Source organism: Mesorhizobium sp. M2A.F.Ca.ET.043.02.1.1 (assembly GCF_003952405.1).
In the GTDB taxonomy this organism is placed as follows: domain Bacteria; phylum Pseudomonadota; class Alphaproteobacteria; order Rhizobiales; family Rhizobiaceae; genus Mesorhizobium.
The window spans coordinates 3,495,194-3,511,304 of sequence record NZ_CP034445.1 but is presented as its reverse complement, the minus strand read 5'-3'; the positions used below and the strand labels follow the sequence as shown (position 1 = coordinate 3,511,304).

Annotated in this window: 19 protein-coding genes and 1 pseudogene; 8 read left to right on the top strand and 12 right to left on the bottom strand. The window is 62.3% G+C overall.

What is annotated here, in order from left to right:
- Positions 1–109: 109 nt before the first annotated feature.
- The 5 genes from EJ068_RS32950 to EJ068_RS16765 form a co-directional block, all read right to left on the bottom strand.
- Positions 110–361 (bottom strand): hypothetical protein, encoded by a 252-nt coding sequence (locus EJ068_RS32950; RefSeq protein WP_245463467.1) that lies wholly within the window; start codon positions 359–361, stop codon positions 110–112.
- Complete coding sequence (locus EJ068_RS16780) at positions 273–1,448, bottom strand: NAD(P)/FAD-dependent oxidoreductase (RefSeq protein WP_210212006.1); 1,176 nt, start codon at positions 1,446–1,448, stop codon at positions 273–275. The genes EJ068_RS32950 and EJ068_RS16780 overlap by 89 nt, the downstream gene beginning before the upstream one ends.
- A 19-nt stretch (positions 1,449–1,467) precedes the next feature.
- Positions 1,468–2,787: an NAD(P)/FAD-dependent oxidoreductase gene (locus EJ068_RS16775; protein WP_127251896.1), complete on the bottom strand. Its 1,320-nt coding sequence runs from the start codon at positions 2,785–2,787 to the stop codon at positions 1,468–1,470.
- Positions 2,788–2,895: 108 nt separating this feature from the next.
- Entirely contained in the window at positions 2,896–4,047 is a 1,152-nt protein-coding gene (locus EJ068_RS16770) for a patatin-like phospholipase family protein (RefSeq protein ID WP_127251891.1), read from the bottom strand.
- Positions 4,048–4,069: 22 nt separating this feature from the next.
- Complete coding sequence (locus tag EJ068_RS16765) at positions 4,070–4,852, bottom strand: 3-hydroxybutyrate dehydrogenase (RefSeq protein WP_127251892.1); 783 nt, start codon at positions 4,850–4,852, stop codon at positions 4,070–4,072.
- A 254-nt stretch (positions 4,853–5,106) separates the two neighbouring features.
- Here EJ068_RS16765 and EJ068_RS33685 point away from each other — a divergent pair, with 254 nt between their 5' ends.
- Positions 5,107–5,313 carry a LysR family transcriptional regulator gene (locus EJ068_RS33685; RefSeq protein WP_281058993.1) on the top strand — a complete coding sequence of 69 codons (207 nt, stop codon included), beginning with the start codon at positions 5,107–5,109 and terminating at the stop codon, positions 5,311–5,313.
- 32 nt (positions 5,314–5,345) lie between these two features.
- Positions 5,346–5,966 (top strand): LysR family transcriptional regulator substrate-binding protein, encoded by a 621-nt coding sequence (locus tag EJ068_RS16760; protein ID WP_281058992.1) that lies wholly within the window; start codon positions 5,346–5,348, stop codon positions 5,964–5,966.
- Positions 5,967–6,023: 57 nt separating this feature from the next.
- Here EJ068_RS16760 and EJ068_RS16755 read toward each other — a convergent pair whose 3' ends face one another.
- The 6 genes from EJ068_RS16755 to EJ068_RS16730 form a co-directional block, all read right to left on the bottom strand.
- Entirely contained in the window at positions 6,024–6,449 is a 426-nt protein-coding gene (locus tag EJ068_RS16755; RefSeq protein WP_245463466.1) for a DUF302 domain-containing protein, read from the bottom strand.
- Between the two features lie 74 nt (positions 6,450–6,523).
- Positions 6,524–7,726 (bottom strand): MFS transporter, encoded by a 1,203-nt coding sequence (locus tag EJ068_RS16750; protein ID WP_127386070.1) that lies wholly within the window; start codon positions 7,724–7,726, stop codon positions 6,524–6,526.
- Between the two features lie 89 nt (positions 7,727–7,815).
- Complete coding sequence (locus EJ068_RS16745) at positions 7,816–8,316, bottom strand: cupin (protein ID WP_127253927.1); 501 nt, start codon at positions 8,314–8,316, stop codon at positions 7,816–7,818.
- Between the two features lie 186 nt (positions 8,317–8,502).
- Entirely contained in the window at positions 8,503–9,417 is a 915-nt protein-coding gene (locus tag EJ068_RS16740) for a LysR family transcriptional regulator (protein ID WP_127386071.1), read from the bottom strand.
- Between the two features lie 164 nt (positions 9,418–9,581).
- The gene (locus tag EJ068_RS16735) at positions 9,582–9,968 is read right to left on the bottom strand and encodes a hypothetical protein (protein WP_348527557.1); all 387 of its coding nucleotides are present in this window, start codon (positions 9,966–9,968) and stop codon (positions 9,582–9,584) included.
- Between the two features lie 79 nt (positions 9,969–10,047).
- Positions 10,048–10,323: a hypothetical protein gene (locus tag EJ068_RS16730; RefSeq protein WP_126080046.1), complete on the bottom strand. Its 276-nt coding sequence runs from the start codon at positions 10,321–10,323 to the stop codon at positions 10,048–10,050.
- Positions 10,324–10,499: 176 nt separating this feature from the next.
- Between EJ068_RS16730 and EJ068_RS16725 the strand changes: the two genes are divergently transcribed.
- From EJ068_RS16725 to EJ068_RS16705, 5 genes are all read left to right on the top strand, one after another.
- Entirely contained in the window at positions 10,500–11,348 is an 849-nt protein-coding gene (locus EJ068_RS16725; RefSeq protein WP_129554623.1) for a hypothetical protein, read from the top strand.
- A 270-nt stretch (positions 11,349–11,618) separates the two neighbouring features.
- Positions 11,619–11,888 (top strand): DUF2282 domain-containing protein, encoded by a 270-nt coding sequence (locus EJ068_RS16720; RefSeq protein ID WP_095081018.1) that lies wholly within the window; start codon positions 11,619–11,621, stop codon positions 11,886–11,888.
- A 42-nt stretch (positions 11,889–11,930) separates the two neighbouring features.
- On the top strand, positions 11,931–12,962 hold the full coding sequence (locus EJ068_RS16715) for a DUF692 domain-containing protein (RefSeq protein ID WP_127252339.1): 1,032 nt from the start codon (positions 11,931–11,933) through the stop codon (positions 12,960–12,962).
- Entirely contained in the window at positions 12,949–13,734 is a 786-nt protein-coding gene (locus EJ068_RS16710) for a DNA-binding domain-containing protein (protein WP_127252341.1), read from the top strand. The genes EJ068_RS16715 and EJ068_RS16710 overlap by 14 nt, the downstream gene beginning before the upstream one ends.
- Positions 13,735–13,745: 11 nt before the next feature.
- Positions 13,746–14,222: a DoxX family protein gene (locus EJ068_RS16705; protein WP_126080050.1), complete on the top strand. Its 477-nt coding sequence runs from the start codon at positions 13,746–13,748 to the stop codon at positions 14,220–14,222.
- 99 nt (positions 14,223–14,321) lie between these two features.
- Here EJ068_RS16705 and EJ068_RS16700 read toward each other — a convergent pair.
- Positions 14,322–15,268 (bottom strand): annotated as a pseudogene (locus EJ068_RS16700) (chloride channel protein); the annotation flags it as partial.
- Between the two features lie 224 nt (positions 15,269–15,492).
- Between EJ068_RS16700 and EJ068_RS16690 the strand changes: the two are divergent.
- Positions 15,493–16,050, top strand: a complete 558-nt coding sequence (locus tag EJ068_RS16690; RefSeq protein ID WP_245463133.1) for a DUF1326 domain-containing protein — start codon at positions 15,493–15,495, stop codon at positions 16,048–16,050.
- Positions 16,051–16,111 lie beyond the last annotated feature (61 nt).

Below are 16,111 nucleotides of genomic sequence, written 5' to 3'. Positions count from 1 at the left end.
ACCACCGGAACCCCTCGGCATTCGCCATGTTTTTCCTGCATGGTTTTGATGCCCTACGTGCATCGACGCATGACAGGTTCACCTTCTATTCGCCGGCCGGATCCACGCGTTACATCATGTTCCTGATATCCGCCGAAAAAGTCGGGAAACCGTAGACCATCTCGGACAGACCTCGCGCCGTGATGCCGTGTTTCATGGCGAGCGCGAAGATGTGGACCAGTTCCTCGCCGGCATGGCCCACCAAATGTGCTCCAACGATGCGATCCGTCGACTCATCGACAATTATCTTCGACCATGCGACCGCCTCGGCATAGGTCCTGGCTGAGAACCAGCCTTGCATGTCGTTGACGTGGACCCTGATGCGCAGACCCTGTTCCCTCGCCTTGGCTTCGGTCATTCCGACGCTTGCCACGGCCGGAATGCTTTAGAGCGAGGCTACCATAGTCGGGCCGATGCCTAGGCCCGTCGACGATGTTGCGCCCGACGATGCCGCCCTCATAGGTCGCCACCGGCGAAAGCTGCGGGGAGTTCCACATTGCATCGCCGCAGACATAAACATCGGGATTGGAACGCGAGCGCAGGTGCTCGTCTATCTCGATGCGGCCTTCGCGATGCACGATGACACCCGCCCCAAGATCGAGGCCCTCGACATTGGCCACGCGTCCCGCGCAATTAACGGCCCGATCAGCGTCAACACTGCACTCCACGCCATCTTTCGCGAAGCTCACCCGCAGTCGCCCGTCGGCCGCTTCGATCTTCTTGATCCAAGCCTTGGTATGGATGCCGATGGCCAGCCGCTCGCTCTCGGCACGGATTTGGGCAACGGCATCCTCGTCGAAGCCCCCGAGGAGTTGTGGCAGTGCCTCGAGGACGGTGACCTGAACGCCGGCGCGCGCATAGACGTGGCCCAGTTCGAAGGCGACAACGCCGCCGCCAATAAAAACCACGGCGCGCGGCAGCACAGGATCGTTCAGCACATCGTCGGATGTGGTTAGAAATTCCGACCCCGGAATCGACAGCGGGCGCGGCTTCGAGCCGGTGGCGATGACGATGTTTCTGGCCTCGAGCTCTCGGGCGCCGACGCGGACGGCATTGCTGGCGACGAACGCCGCCTCGCCCCAGATTACATCGACGCCCCGCTTGGCCATCAATCCGGACAGCCGGGATGGAATGTCCCTGATGATATCCTTTTCTCGCTCGATCAAGGCTCGCCAATCGAGCCTCGGCGGTTCGATCTTGATTGCACGGGTGTCGGCCCTTGCGATCTCGTCGAGCGCGTGGGCCGCCGCGACCAGCACCTTCTTCGGCGTGCAGCCGCGATTGGGACAGGTGCCACCGAGATCGCGAGCCTCGATCATGGCGACGGAGAGTCCGGCGGTGCGCGTCGCGACCGTGACGCCCATTCCTGCATTGCCGCCGCCCAGGATCACGACGTCATACTTTTCCATCGCAGCGTCTCCGCCGACCTCAGTGAAGCTTGATCCGCGGTCTGGCGCGCCCGACGATCATCTCGCCGATCGAAGCGAGCGTTGTCTTGGCGAGCCCGTGCACCGCCCTGAGATGCATCTTGTGCAGCGAGCGATAGACGAGCCTCGCCACAAGACCCTCGATCTTCAGTCCGCCGATGAGGCTACCAAAAGCACCGTAGTCAGCAAGTGAAACGAGCGAGCCGTAGTCGCGGTAGCGATACGCTGGCGGGATTTGCCCTGCGAGACGTGCTACAATCACCTTGGCCATGTGGTCTGCCTGCTGATGGGCCGTCTGGGCGCGGGGCGGCAAGGCGTTGTCTTCACCCGGCAGCACGCAGTTCGCGCAGTCGCCGATCGCGAACACGTTGTCATCTCCGACCGCGCGCAAGGTTTTATCGACCATCAGGCGGTTGATGCGGTCGGTTTCGAGGCCATCGAGGCCCTTCAGGAATTCCGGCGCCTTGATACCGGCCGCCCAGACGACCAATTCAGCAGGCAGAAAGAGCTTTTCGCCAAGCCGGATGCCGTCTTCGGTCACTTCGGTGACCCTTATTCCGCATCGTATCTGGACGCCCAGCTTGATTAGCAAGCGTGCCGTTGCGCGCGCCATCTCCTCAGGCAGTGCAGGCAGAATCCGGGGCCCTGCTTCGACGATGGTGATGCGGATCAGCCTTTCGAAATCGATATTGTCGAGATTGTGCGACGCAATTTCGCGCATCGACTTGTGCAGTTCCGCAGCCAGTTCGACACCGGTTGCGCCGGCACCGACGATGACGCAATGAAGCTGACCCGGCGAAAGCGGCTCGTATTGCGCGTTGGCGCGCAGGCATGCGTCGATCATCCGCTTGTTGAACCGGGCCGCCTGCTCCGCGGTGTCGAGCGAAATGGCGTGGCGCGCGGCGCCCGGCGTGCCGAAATCGTTGCTGACGCTGCCGACTGCCATGACGAGTGTGTCGTAACCCAAGACACGTGGCGGTATGACCTGGCGACCGTCTTCGTCGAAGCTGGGCGCAACGAAGGCCTGGCGCTTGGCGCGATCGATGCCAACGACCTCGCCAATGCGATATCGGTAGCCGTGTCGGCTGGCATGGGCAATGTATTCAACCGCGTCGTGCGAGGCGCTCAAGGCGCCGGATGCCACCTCATGCAGAAGCGGCTTCCAGATATGGGTGCGGTTTCGGTCGACAAGCGTGACGGAAAGCCGCCGGTTGCCGAATTTGCGGCCGAGGCGTGTCGCCAGTTCCAGGCCGCCGGCGCCGCCGCCCACAATGACCACGCGATGCAGCGACTTGTCCGCGTGCGAGGGAGTCTCCGGGATCGTGCGGAACAGCGCAGCATCGTTGGCGAGCACGGCTTCCGGGATCAACCGCATGCCGGGAGTGATGATCTGCATCGGTGGTCTCCGTATCTTTCTCGTCGCGGCGCATCACTCTTGGGATTCGTGGATCACGATGCCCTGAAGCATGTCGACCTCGCATTCCCAGGGCTTGTCGGTGAGGACGCGCTGCCCATGCTCGTATCCTGCCTGCCAGCGCGTACGGATTCCCGAGCGGGTGAAGTCGATGTCCTTGGTGTGGTCCTCGCCGTCCAGTCGCGGCGAAAGCAGGCGGACGAGGTGCATGACCGATGGGCAGCCATAGGAGGCGAGTTCCTTGAACATCGGATCCTCGCGACGCTCCTCGGGCACGAGCCTGCCCATTTCGCGCACGACATGCCGCAACCGATGCAGTTGCTCCTGCCGAGCGACATGGCTCCGGCCGCGGCTGGCGTATTGAAGATCCTTTTGCCGGCCCATGACCTGCCAGATTGACTTCGGCTCAGTGGCACGGGGCTGCCACATGTTGACCGCAAAGATCAGCGCGTCTCGCCTGGGTCGCGCATCGAGCACCACCTCGATCGGCGTGTTCGAATAGATGCCGCCGTCCCAATACGGCTCGCCGTCGATGCAGACCGCCGGAAACGCCGGCGGCAAGGCGCCCGACGCCATGATGTGCGCCGCCGACAGGATCATCTCGCGCGTATCGAAGTATTTGAGCTCGCTGGTGTTGACGTTGACCGCGCCGACTGTCAGCCGGGTGTGACGCCCGTTGAGGTAGTCGAAGTCGACCAGATTGCTCAGCGTCCTCTTGAGCGGATCGGTGGTGTAGTAAGACGCGTTCTCGACACCGACTTCGCGGTTGACCCCAAACATGGCGCTCGGGTTCGGCTCGAAGAACCCAGGGATGCCGCGCATCACCGTGCCCATGTTGGCAAAAATGTTGCTCGGAACCATCATCCGGAAAAACTCGTCGAATGGACTGCTCCTGCTGACGCCGTCCCAGAATTCCTGAAGCCTGGGCAGACGATCGCCGGGCTTGTTTCCAGCAATCAGCGCGGCGTTGATGGCGCCGATGGACGTGCCTATGACCCAATCCGGTTCGATGCCGCCCTCGACCAGCGCCTGATAGACTCCGGCCTGATAGGCGCCGAGCGCGCCGCCGCCCTGAAGGACAAGGACGGTCTGACGTTTGACGTCGCCCTGGTGCCCAGTCGCCGGTTCTGCTTTCGGGGCGGATAGGTTTTGCGTGATCTTGTTCATGGCCTTCGCTCCTCGTGCAGGTCTAGTGAGCGGTCCAACCGCCTTCGATCGGCATCACGGCGCCGGTGATCGAGGCCGCCTCGTCCGACGCCAGGAACAGACAGAGCGCGGCAACCTGCTCGACGGTGACGAACTGCTTGGTGGGCTGCGCGGCCAACAGAACATCCTTGATCACCTGCTGCTCGGTGATCCCGCGGGCCTTGGCCGTGTCCGGTATCTGCTTCTCGACGAGCGGCGTGAGCACGTAGCCGGGGCAAACAGCGTTGACCGTGATACCTTGTTCGGCAACTTCCAGCGCAACGGTCTTGGTCAGGCCGGCGACACCGTGTTTGGCCGCGACATAGGCCGACTTATAGGGAGATGCGACGAGCGCGTGCGCCGAGGCCACATTGATGATGCGACCCCATTTGCGCGCCTTCATCGCCTGCAGGGCGCGCCGGATCGTATAGAAGGAAGACATGAGGTCGATCGCCACGACCGCTTCCCATTTCTCGATCGGGAAGTCATCGATCGGCGCGACATGCTGAATGCCGGCATTGTTGACCAGTATGTCGACGGCGCCGAACTCGGCGATGGCCTTGTCCATCATCGAGGTGATCGCGTCGCCCTTGCTCATGTCGGCATTGTCGTATCGAACGGCAACCCGATGATCGGCGGCAAGCCTGGCCCGCAGGCGTTCGATCTCGGCGGCGTCGCCAAAGCCGTTCAGAACGATGTTGCAGCCCTTGGCAGCGAAGGCTTCGGCAATGCCCTGCCCGATGCCGCTGGTTGAACCGGTGATGAGTGCTGTCTTGCCTTTGAGCATCGTCTTGTCCTTCTGATTGCGCCGCTACGAGCGATGGCGCGCGGCCGGCTCTGGATCTGACGACAAGTATGGTGAACCGCCGCAAGCTGCGGAAATGCCGTTGAGACATGGATTCGATAGCTGACGGTCAGATCGTTGGCTTCATGCCCTGGGTGTCGATCGGCCCGGTCGGGTTGTTTGACGCAAGGGCTGCTAGTAAGATTGCGTGACAACGCGGGCGGTGCCGTATGCGCGTCCAGTGAGGGGAGCGTGCAGTGGAGATCAGCCAGTTCCGATACTTCTTGGCCGTCGCCAAGGAGCTGAATTTCACCAGGGCGGCCGAGCAGTGCAACGTCACGCAGCCGGCGTTGTCGCGCGCGATCAAGCTTCTGGAAGATGGCGGGCCGCTTTTCCACCGTGAGCGCCGGTTCACTCACCTCACCGAGCTCGGCCGCATGGGCGAGACCTATCTCGATATGTGACCCTAAAGAAAATGCCGCTCAAGGTCGGCATCATGAGCACGATCGCTCCGGACGAGATCATCGAGCTCATCGCAACCGTGCGCGCGCACCACCCGGGCGTCGAGTTGCATCTTTGCGATGCGGATGCGGTGAGCCTCAGGAGAAGGCTGCTCGAGGGCGAACTCGAGGCTGCCATCTATGCGTTACCTTCAGACGTTGCCGACGAAGAAGTGCACTCCCTGCCGTTGTTCCAGGAGCAGATGGTGATGGCGGTCCACCTGACCCATCGCCTTGCCATTCGGCGCGCGGTGCAGGTGAAGCATATGTCAAACGAAAGCTACATCCACCGCAACAATTGCGAGTTCGCGGGTTACGCGGATGCCATCCTTGTCGAGCAGGGCGTCACGGTCAGTCCGGTCTACTGGAGCGATCGTGACGACTGGACATTGGCGATGATTGCCGCCGGGCTCGGTTTCGGCTTCATGCCCGAGCATACCGTCAAGCATCCTGGCGTGGTGCCCCTGCCGATCACCGAGCCGGAGTTCTGGCGCGAGGTCAATCTCGTCACCGTGCGCGGCCGCAGGCATTCGCCCGCGGTCGGCGCATTAGTGCGCGAAGCCACGCAGAAGAAATGGTTCGGCGAACAGATGAAGGCGCTGTCCGCCGCCGAATGACCTGGCTGTGCGGGCTGACGCTTCGACGAGCCGAAGCATCTGAGCGCCTCGCGCCGATCAATTCTTCCTGACCGACGACGTGACGGACTGGATCACCTCGGTCGCCATCTTGAACTGTGCCTGCCGGTCAGTGATGCCGTGCCGCTTGGCGATCCAGTCGAAATCACTATAGGCGGCGTAGACCGTGCCATCTCCGGTTTGGTAGACCAGCACGCGCACCGGCCAATCCAGGCCGGCCTCGGGATTTGAGGTGATGAACGTCGTGCCGAGCGCCGGATTGCCGAACATGACGAGCCGCGACGGCCGGACGTCGTTGCCGGCCTTGTTGCCGAGCTTTGCCTGGTCGATCACGCCAAAGAACATGAGGCCCTTCTTAAGGACGTCCTTCTTGATGCGGGCGACGGTCTCGGCGACCGAGTAGTCGCTCTTCACCGCGACGACGCCGTCCGAGGCGGCAGCCGGAAGGATGACCGTCATCAGCATGGCGGCACCTGCAAGCAGAGTTTTGAGTTGGTTGGTCATGTCGGTCTCCTTGGTTGGATAACTAAGTTTCGATTTCAGGTCTTAGGCGTTTGCAGCACGCGCGCGATCGCGATCGCGCCGGCGAGAACCGCAGCCAGCACGACCACGCATGCGGTCCAGCCGACACTGTCGTAGATCTGTCCGATGAGGAAGCTGCCGGCGAGCCCGCCGCCGTAGTAGGACGCGAGATAAATGCCGCTCGCGGCGGCGCGATCGCGCGACGCGGTGCGGCTGACATGTCCGGTGGCTATCGCCTGGGCAAGGAAGGTGCCGATGGCAACCAGCGCCATCCCGGCGAGGACGATCGGAAGATTTGGCACAAGCAGCAGAAGCAAGCCGACGATCGCCAGCGCAAGCGTTGCCCCAATCCCTCCCCTTGGGCCAAGCCCCGCTGCGACTCGGCCGGCAAGCGGGGTGGTCAGCATCGATGGCAGGAAAACGAAATAGACGGCGCCCAAGGCCATCGGCGTGAGCGAAAGCGGCACCGCAACGAGCTGGAAATTCACGTAGGTGAACGTGCCGATAAAGACGAACAGGATCAGGAAGCCGATCGCAAAACAGGCCCGCAGTTCGACGTTCCGCAACGGCGCTTTCCAGGCGGCGCGGACAGGCTGGCCGTCCAGGTCTGCGCGAATCATTGCCGAGGTCTTCTGCAGCGTGAACCAGACCAGAGCAGCGCCAAACAGATTGAGGGCGGCGAAGGTCAGGAAGTTGGTGGAGATGCCGAACATGTCGGCGACGGCAGCCGACATCAGCCGGCCGAAAAAGTTGCTGGCAACATTGCCCGTCACATAAGCCGCAAGCGCGCTCGTGGTCTGCCGTGCGGAAAAATGCTCCGCCAGGTAGGCCATGGTGAGCGTGAACGCAGTCGACATGCACAGGCCTTGAGCTACACGCAGCAGGGCGAAGACCACAATATTGTCTGTCTGCGACAGCAGCGTCGTCGGAATCGCCAGGATGGCCAGGCTGATCCAGATGCCGTTGCGGCGATCGATGCCGCGCCCGAAGAGAGCGATGGCGATACCGGCCACCGCCATGCCGAAGGTGCTGGCGTTAACGGCGAAGCCCATAGTCGCGCGGCTGACCCCGAATTTTGTCACCAGTGAAGGCAGGATGGCCTGGGTGGCGAACAGGTCGACGAGCGTCAGGAACGCGATCAGGGCGATCAGCCCAAAGCGCCAGCTGTCCGCAGCGACCCTGCGGAGCCCCATTAATTCGGTATGTTCACTGGTCGTCATCACAGGCTCCTGGCCATGCGTCCTCGGGCGATCGCCTGAGGACGCGCTGTTTGCTGCTGCTGCTGGGATCCGCTGGTCGCGAAAGCAGCTCACATCATGTGATCGTTATGCATCGCCGGCGGCAGAACGTCGGCTGAGTAGAGCACCGCCGGAACCTCCCCGTTGTTCTTCCACCAGTGGGCGAGCTGGCCGAACTCGGCGGTCACGTCGCCGGCCGGATGCTCGATGCCGACCTTGCAGGTACTGGCGTATTCGGTGATGGAGCCTTCGACGACGATAATGTTGGCGGGACGAGCCGTGTGCTCATGCCACGGCACCACGCCGCCCGGCTGAACGACAAGCTTGCGCAGTCGCAGCATATTGCCCTTCCACGCTTCGCCCTTCGGGCTGAGGTCGATCGCCGAAAGAACCGTATCCGTCACGCCGACGGGCTTGCTGGGATGTTCCTGGATGTCGGTCGTGGCGGCCTGGCCGGCAGGGCAGTCGGCGGCGAAAACCGGGGCCACCGAAAACGCGGCGGTCGCGGTGAGAAGTCCGAGTGTCAGCGCCAGCTTCAGCGGCACCCGCAATGCAATAGTCTTGGAAGCCATGTCTATTTCTCCTTTGTCGGTGCCCAATCGCGGAAGCGGGGCATAGGAGGAGAGTGACGGCAGCCTCGAAGAAAGAGAAATGCTGACTGGCTCTTAATTCGATACCTGAAAACTATGGTGGACGACCGCGCCAACGCGACTGTCCCGCCGCACATTTATCGCGGCGTTAGGCTTCACTTCGAAATGCTATGCAGCGCTCTTCCTGGGCGACAGATCGATGCCGCTTTCCGGCCAGCTGTGCGCCTTGACGCTGTTCACGAACGTCGATGTCGCCGGCGAGAAGCGGCGCCCCGCCACCACAACGAGCGAGACTTCGCGCCAAACTTCAGGATCGACGACTGGCCTGATCTGCAAACCGGGAATGACGGCGCTGAATTCCGGGATGAAGCAGATTCCCAGCCCGCCCGAGACCATGTTTTGAATCCAGTCTTCGCGTTCGCTGGCGTAGGAGATCCTGAGCTTCACGCCACGTTCGTTGCAGAGGCCGGCAAGATAGTCCCGATATTCGCAATTCAGGCGTCGGAGATAGTTCTCGCCGTCGAGTTCCGAGATGGCAACATTGTCGTTGCGGGCCAGCCGATGGCCGTTGGGAAACGCTAGCACGAACCGTTCGCGATAGAGCGGCGTGACATCGAAGCGCTCCGGGAAACTGTTGCTGGACGCCATGATCGCGACATCGATCTCGCCGGCTTCCAACAGCTGCGATAGCGATGCCGGCACGCCCTCAACAAGCTGCAGCTGGATGCCTTGCTGGCGCCTGTTGAAGTCGGTCAATAGGCCGGTAAATCGCCGCGGACCGATCGTGCACATGACCCCAACCTTGAGATTTGCATTCTCCAGGCACAGGAACCTCGACGCTTCTTGGCGCACGCCGGTCACCTCGTCGAGGATCTGCTGGAACCGGGGACGCAGCAATGCGCCCAGATCCGTAAGATGGGTCAGGTTCCGCTCGCGGCGAAACAGCAAGCCGCCGACCTCATCCTCGAGCTGCTGGATCGCGCGGGACAGCGCCGGCTGAGTGATGTTGCACCTTTCGCCCGCGCGCGTGAAATTGCGGGTCTCGCAGACGGCCAGGAAGTAGCGGATGTGATGAATGTCCATGCGGGGCGTTCCTCATCTAGCACAGGTGCACGTTGGAACCCTGCCGCATGGCATTCCAACACGCCAATGCATCAGTGCTATAAAGTCCATAGCGTTTCGTCATGCGACGAAGGCGGGCCGAGGCCCGCCATCAAAACGCCCTGTCGTGCCAGGTGCCAAGAATGTCAGCTGTGATGGCCCAAGGCGAAGAGCTGGGCGCAGAACTGAGCATGCGGCTTGCTCATGGCGGCGTCGTTGCATTCCTTCATCATTGAAGTCTGCATCGCCTTCGGCGTGGCTTTCCACGCCGTCTCGAAATCCGCGCTCGACTTCATCGTCTTCATGCCGGAATCGGTAAAGAAGGGCTGCATGTTGGACGGTTCGTCGAGAACTCCGGCGAAGGCGACCCCGCCGATAACCGAAAGGGCAAAAGCGCCGACGCAGATAGCTTTGATATTCATGATGGGAGCCTTTTCTGGAGTTATGCAGTGTCCCTTTGACGACCGCGCCGAACGACTGGCAGCATTTTTGAACTCTGTTGTTCCAGCTTGCTGAGCTGGACTTTGCTTCATCCGGCACTCAACTCGCCAATGCCGTCTGCGAATGGAGTTTATGCCGGCTCTGTATTCCAAGGGTCCTCGACGAGCACCGCTAATTGTCTCCGCCCAAAGCAAGCGCGTTGGCGCAAAATTGGGCGTGGTGCCCGCTCATCACCGGGTCGTTGCACGCCTTGGTCATCTTGACCCGGTCATGCTTCGGCATGGCAAACCAGGCCTTCTTGAACCCAGTCATCGGTTTCATCGTCTTCATCGTGGCGTCCGTATAGAACGTCGGCAATGCGGCGAGGTCGCTGAACGGGTCGGCCGACGCGGGGCTCGCACCAAGACCGATTGCAAGCGCAGCCACACAGGCGAATTGTCTCTTCATTCATCCGTCTCCTGTTCCAGGCCGCGGTTCTGGCAGCGGCTCATCACCCGGCCTGATCGGGATGAAGAGTGCGGCGCGCGAAGTCCTGCAGCCAATGCAATCTGCCTATGGACTTCATGCCACCTTGGCATTTCGGCTGAACAAGAAGATGCGGCAGTCTCTCTCCAGTCGTCCTAGTGACGATCTTGGGAGGAGACCAAACCATGCTTGCCCAGTCCCCGATGAGAACAGACCAGGCCGCCGTTTCGGTTGCGGATCTTGGTGCGGAAGACCCGACGATCGAAATCGTGCTGGCAAACGACGCGCATGGCGCTTTTGTCTGGGGCGTGCTCGATCGCCTGCTGGACGAGCCGCGCTGCAGCTTCAGCGGCGTGACCGCATCGGGCTTTGCAGCGATGGAGGCAGCAGTCTTTGCCTATGGCTTAAGCGTTGGCGGCAGGCGCGGTGCGCGGATGGCACTCGCCAATTTCTGGCGGCGCGTCAGCCACGCCTCTGTCTTCGCCAATGACAGGACCAGCCTGCTTCGATCGGTCCTGGAACAGTCAATCGATATCGAGCAAATCCGCGTCGAACGCTGCCCGGTGAAACTTTGCGTCCAGGCCGTTAACGCCCGCACTGACGCCGTGAAGGTTTTCACCGGCAGTCAGCTTTCGATCGACGCGATCGTCGCGGCGGCCACTATCCCCTTCCTCTCGCTGCCAGTCGAGATCGACGGCGACATCTATTGGGGTGACGGCGACGTCTTTCAGTCCCCGCCTGTCCTGGCAACTGAAGCTCGCCATCGCCTGATCGTCACCGGCAGACCTTCCGCCTTCACCGCACCGTGTCCGGATCGCAGCCCCGCCGCCGGTTGTTGCTTGACCAGATGCGCGCCCGTTCACACCATATTCGACGGCCGATACCGTGCCGGAGCCCCACTGCTTCTGCGGCCCTGGATCGACTGGGGCGAACTGACCGAGAGGCGCGACAGGGGGAGGCTGCGTGCGGCGGACTGGCTTGCTACCGAGCCTTTCCGCGCTGATTAAGCCCCGGCCTCCAACTGCGAAAGACGATACATCTAGGCGCCTCGCTCCCCGCCTAGCCGCGCCTGCTTCGCATACTCCCGAATGCAGGTGCCAAGCCCTCCGGTTCCCCGCTGGAGGGCTTTTTCGCGCCAAGTTTCAGAACATAGTGGCAGCGTATCAATTCCATGCCGAGACAGCATTTCAGCTCGGCATCACGATCGGCGAGACTGATTTTGCAGACAGGCCTCAAGGCCGGTCTTTCTCTCGAAACGCCAACCAGGAGACAAGCCTGTGATCAATACCAAAACTCTCATCGGATCGGCCCTTGCTGCCGCCACTTCCCTTGCCGCGACGGCGGCCTATAGCGGCCCGGCCGCCAAGCCCGGCTTCGCCTTCGAGAAATGCTACGGCGTGGTCAAGGCCGGCCAGAACGACTGCCAGACCGCGACGCATTCCTGCGCCGGCACCGCGACCGCCGACAACCAGCCGGATTCCTGGCTCTACGTGCCCGCCGGCAGCTGCGCCAAGATCGCGGGCGGCAGCGATAAGCCGAAAGCCTGAAAGATCCAGACTTCTTGCCAACCTCCAAAATGGAGCAGACCGATGTCCCGTGCATTTCAGCCTCTCGCAATCCCCGCATCGGCGGGCATCGGTCTTCGCTCTCCTCACATCGGCGAAATGCTGACGCGGCGGCCTTCCGCCGGGTGGTTGGAGGTTCATGCCGAGAACTACATGGGAGACGGCGCGGGCGTCGAGGCGCTGGAAAAACTCCGCGAGATCTATCCCCTTTCGGTGCATGGAGTCGGCCTGTCGCTTGGTAGCGCACGAGGCTTGGACCGCGATCATCTGGAGCGACTGCGCAAGGTCTGCGAGCGCTTCCAACCCGATCTGGTTTCCGAGCATCTCGCCTGGAGCGTCGCCGACGGCGCCTACCTCAACGACCTGTTGCCGCTGCGCTATGACGAAGAAGCTCTGGCGATCGTCGCGCGTAACGTCGAGACCGTCCAGGGAACGTTGAAGCGGCAGGTGCTGATCGAGAATCTGTCTGCCTACGTCGCCTTTGCGGACTCCTCGATGAGCGAGGCCGAGTTTCTGGCCGAGCTCGTGGTGCGGACCGGCTGCGGTCTGCTGCTGGACGTCAACAATGTCCAGGTCTCGGCGCACAATCTGCAATACGACGCCAAGGCCTTCATCGATGCGCTGCCGGCGGAGGCGATCGGCGAGATCCACCTTGCTGGCCATGCGACGAACCACGTCGGCGCCGACACTGTGCTCATCGACGACCACGGCTCGCGCGTGCCTCCCGTCGTATGGGCGCTCTATCAGCATGCTATAGACCGGCTTGGGCCGCGCCCAACCTTGATCGAGTGGGACACCGACGTTCCCATCCTCGATGTGCTGCTTGGCGAAGCCATGTGGGCCGACATGCTCACCGCTTCGCTCATGTTCAGCCGCAAGCAAGCCACGCGGCGCGAGCGAATGACCAAAACGCGAGCGACGCCGATCCTTTCTGTCCAAAGCGAAACGACGACCGGCATGCCCGTCCTTGCGGCGTTTGCCGCTGCAAGACGCGCCAGGCCGTGCATGTCCGCGGCGCTTATCTCGATAGAGGAGGAATATCATGCTGCCGCTTGAACACTTGCAGACCACCATGGCGCGGTCGGTGCTGGCCTTGGAGCCGGTGGTCGCCGCAAATATGCTGACCGCCGGCAAGGCAGATCCGTTGGCGCGCCTGCGGATTTACCAGAACAACACGCGCAGTTCCCTCACCGCAGCGCTGATGGCGGTGTTTCCCGTGACAGTCCGCCTCGTCGATGAGCGCTTCTTCCGCTTCGCGGCGAGCGAATTCATTCGGCGGCATCCGCCAGTGGAGTCGCGGCTGGCACGTTATGGCGCTGGCTTCCCGCGCTTCCTGAAAACGATCGACACCCTGTCCGACATGCCTATCGTCGCCGAAACGGCGCGTCTCGAATGGGCCATAGCAGAGGCGCTCGACACAGCGTCGCTGCCGCCTCGCAGCCTCGCAGAATATGACAACACCGATCTTGGGCTGTCGCCGGATATCCAGCTCCAGCCCTCACTGCGGTTGATCGTCTCGCACTGGTCGATCCTGTCGGTGTGGATGGCGCATCAACAGGAAAAGGCGGTCGACGAAGCCGTTACCTGGATAAGGCGCCCCGAGCGTGTGGCGTTGTGGCGATCGGGGAACTACGTGCGGCTTTTTCTGCTCGACCGCGCGAGCTTCGCCTTCTGGCATTCGCTGAAGCACGGCTTGGGCCTCGAGCATGCCACTGGCCGCGCCTTGGCGCTCGACCCGGCCTTCGACCTGGTTTCAGCCCTCGTGCGTCTGTTCCGCGACAGGCTCGTCACAGACGTGCGGGTCGCCTCGAATTCCCCCTCAAACTGACGGAGACGGTCATGACCGCAATATCGGAGCAATCCTCGTCCAACCCGGCCGGCTTTGTCCGCCTCTACAAGCGTATCATCAAGCTGCCCGAACACATTCCATTCTCGCTGGTCCAGCTCGCCGCCCGCGTGGCAGTGGCCCATGTCTTCTGGCAGTCGGCACAGAGCAAGCTGGCATCCTGGCCGGTGACGCTGCAGTTGTTCGCCAACGAATACAATCTGCCGTTCATCGACCCTTCGATCGCGGCGCCGCTTGCGACGACCGCCGAAATCACCGGCTCGGTGTTGATCTTCTTTGGACTATTCTCGCGCTTTGCGGCCGTGATGCTGCTCGGTGTCGTCTCTGTCATCCAGATCTTCGTCTATCCAGAAAACTGGGCGGAGCATCTGCTGTGGGCATCGTTGCTGCTTCTGGTCCTGACACGCGGCGCCGGCGTCTTCTCGCTCGACCATGTCGCCGAGCGAATCCTTTCGGCACCCAGAAAATAGGCATTCCGCCTAGCTGGAAACGCGCGGTGCGCATCTTCATCGTTCACGCTCACCCCGAGCCCAACAGCTTCAGGGCCCTGACCCGTGCGGCGAGTCCTCTCAGCGAGGCAGGCCGGATGGGTTCCCGGCAGCGCACACTTCACCACCTGCCGTTCTGCGGCGCCGGATCGCTTCGGCGACGAATACGCGGGACAGCGCGTGATACAGCGGTTCATTGGAAATCAGCCGCGCCGTGCCAAAGCCCAGCATCGACGCGCACATCAGCGCGATGACATTGTCATGGTTGCCGGTCATTTCGAGGATGATGACGAAGGCGGTCATCGGCGCCTGCACCACGCCGGCGAAATAACCGGCCATGCCGAGCAGCGCGGCGATGCCAGTGCTAGCGCCGAAAATGAGCCCCAGCGCGCTGCCAAGGCCCGCGCCGACAGCGAGTGACGGCGCGAAGATACCGCCCGGAATCCCGGATACCATCGACATTAGCCCGGCGGAGAACTTCTCGACGAAGAAGAACACCGGTAGAAGAAGAACACCGGTAGAGGCGTTCCTTCGACGGCTCCCCGCGCCTGCGCGTAGCCGGTGCCAAAGGTAAGGCCGCCCGATGCAAGGCCGATGCTACCGCCAGCCCGCAGATGCCCGCCACCGCCAGCGTGCGCCGTAGTGGCTGCAGCGCGTTCCAGCGTCGAATGCGCCGCATTATCTTGAGGGCCAATAGCGAGAACGACGCGCCAATACAGCCGCCGATGATGCCGCAGGACAGCACCAGAGGCCAGTCCCGGGCGAATGCGACAGTGTCCCTGGCTATGCCGAAATAGGTGTAGTTGCCGAGCAGGCCCAGCGAGGCGAGGCCGGCGAGGATTACTGCCGTTAGAACCAGCCCGTTGGTGCGGGCCTCATAGGCACGCCCCATTTCCTCGATGGCGAAGACGATGCCGGCGAGCGGCGTGTTGAATGCCGCCGCTAGCGGAACCTGCAAGGATCAGCCCTCGTGCCTGCGCCATCCCGCCCCAGCGCGCAGCCTGCAGCATCACCGAGGCCCCGACCTGCGCGACATGCTTGAGGATCTCGGCGGCGACCTCGGCGTGACCTATCCTGTCTCGGGAACGGTTGTGGCCGACATCCGGACCTAAGTGGGCCAGCTGCAGCCGTGGACCCGCTCGACCACTATACGTGAAGGGCCAGTCTCAAAATCAGAGCTGAGCACGAATAGCTGGAGCGGGGCCCGCCATCGACGTATGATATGATCCTCGATTTATCGGGAGGATGAGCCATGAATGCAGTGCCTCAATGGCGGCTGGCAGGCGACTGGTTCGACATCTGCAGCTGCGACATCCCTTGCCCCTGCGAGTTCGCCCAACGGCCGACAGGCAATCACTGCCAGGGTGTGCTCGCCTGGCATGTGCGCGAGGGTCGGTATGGCGACGTCAAGCTCGACGGCCTGACGCTGGTGGCGCTCGGCGAGTTCGAAGGCAATCTCTGGGCTGGCGAGGCAAAGGCCGTGATGGGCATGTATCTCGACGAGCAGGCGAATGAGCGGCAGCGCGAAGCCCTGCAAATGATCTTCGGTGGCCAGGCCGGCGGCTGGCCGGCGGGCTTTGCCGCCAATGTCGGCGAGATGCGTGGCATGGAGTTCGTGCCGATCACTTTTGAAATGGCGGGCGACCTCTCCACCTGGCGGGTCGATATTCCTGGCCTCGTCGTCGGACATGCGGAAGCGCTTTCCGGACCCACCACGCCGCCCGGCAAGCGGGTGCAGACGATCAATCCGCCTGGGTCGGAGGTCGGCCCGGGGGCCAGGTTGCCACCTGGGGGCGTTCTGTCGAGGTGAGCACCAAAGGCTTCGGGCTCGACTGGACTGGCACGGCCCGCTCGAGCAAGCACATTCCGTT

Bases quoted from the DNA above. Each gene is read 5' to 3' on its own strand.
- EJ068_RS16760 (WP_281058992.1), top strand. From the start codon at position 5,346: ATGAGCACGATCGCTCCGGACGAGATCATCGAGCTCATCGCAACCGTG.
- EJ068_RS16730 (WP_126080046.1), bottom strand. From the start codon at position 10,323: ATGAAGAGACAATTCGCCTGTGTGGCTGCGCTTGCAATCGGTCTTGGT.
- EJ068_RS16705 (WP_126080050.1), top strand. From the start codon at position 13,746: ATGACCGCAATATCGGAGCAATCCTCGTCCAACCCGGCCGGCTTTGTC.
- EJ068_RS16740 (WP_127386071.1), bottom strand. From the start codon at position 9,417: ATGGACATTCATCACATCCGCTACTTCCTGGCCGTCTGCGAGACCCGC.
- EJ068_RS16765 (WP_127251892.1), bottom strand. From the start codon at position 4,852: ATGCTCAAAGGCAAGACAGCACTCATCACCGGTTCAACCAGCGGCATC.
- EJ068_RS16710 (WP_127252341.1), top strand. From the start codon at position 12,949: ATGCTGCCGCTTGAACACTTGCAGACCACCATGGCGCGGTCGGTGCTG.
- EJ068_RS16735 (WP_348527557.1), bottom strand. From the start codon at position 9,968: ATGAAGCAAAGTCCAGCTCAGCAAGCTGGAACAACAGAGTTCAAAAAT.
- EJ068_RS16745 (WP_127253927.1), bottom strand. From the start codon at position 8,316: ATGGCTTCCAAGACTATTGCATTGCGGGTGCCGCTGAAGCTGGCGCTG.
- EJ068_RS16715 (WP_127252339.1), top strand. From the start codon at position 11,931: ATGTCCCGTGCATTTCAGCCTCTCGCAATCCCCGCATCGGCGGGCATC.
- EJ068_RS16770 (WP_127251891.1), bottom strand. From the start codon at position 4,047: ATGAACAAGATCACGCAAAACCTATCCGCCCCGAAAGCAGAACCGGCG.
- EJ068_RS16690 (WP_245463133.1), top strand. From the start codon at position 15,493: ATGAATGCAGTGCCTCAATGGCGGCTGGCAGGCGACTGGTTCGACATC.
- EJ068_RS16750 (WP_127386070.1), bottom strand. From the start codon at position 7,726: ATGACGACCAGTGAACATACCGAATTAATGGGGCTCCGCAGGGTCGCT.
- EJ068_RS16780 (WP_210212006.1), bottom strand. From the start codon at position 1,448: ATGGAAAAGTATGACGTCGTGATCCTGGGCGGCGGCAATGCAGGAATG.
- EJ068_RS16755 (WP_245463466.1), bottom strand. From the start codon at position 6,449: ATGCTGATGACGGTCATCCTTCCGGCTGCCGCCTCGGACGGCGTCGTC.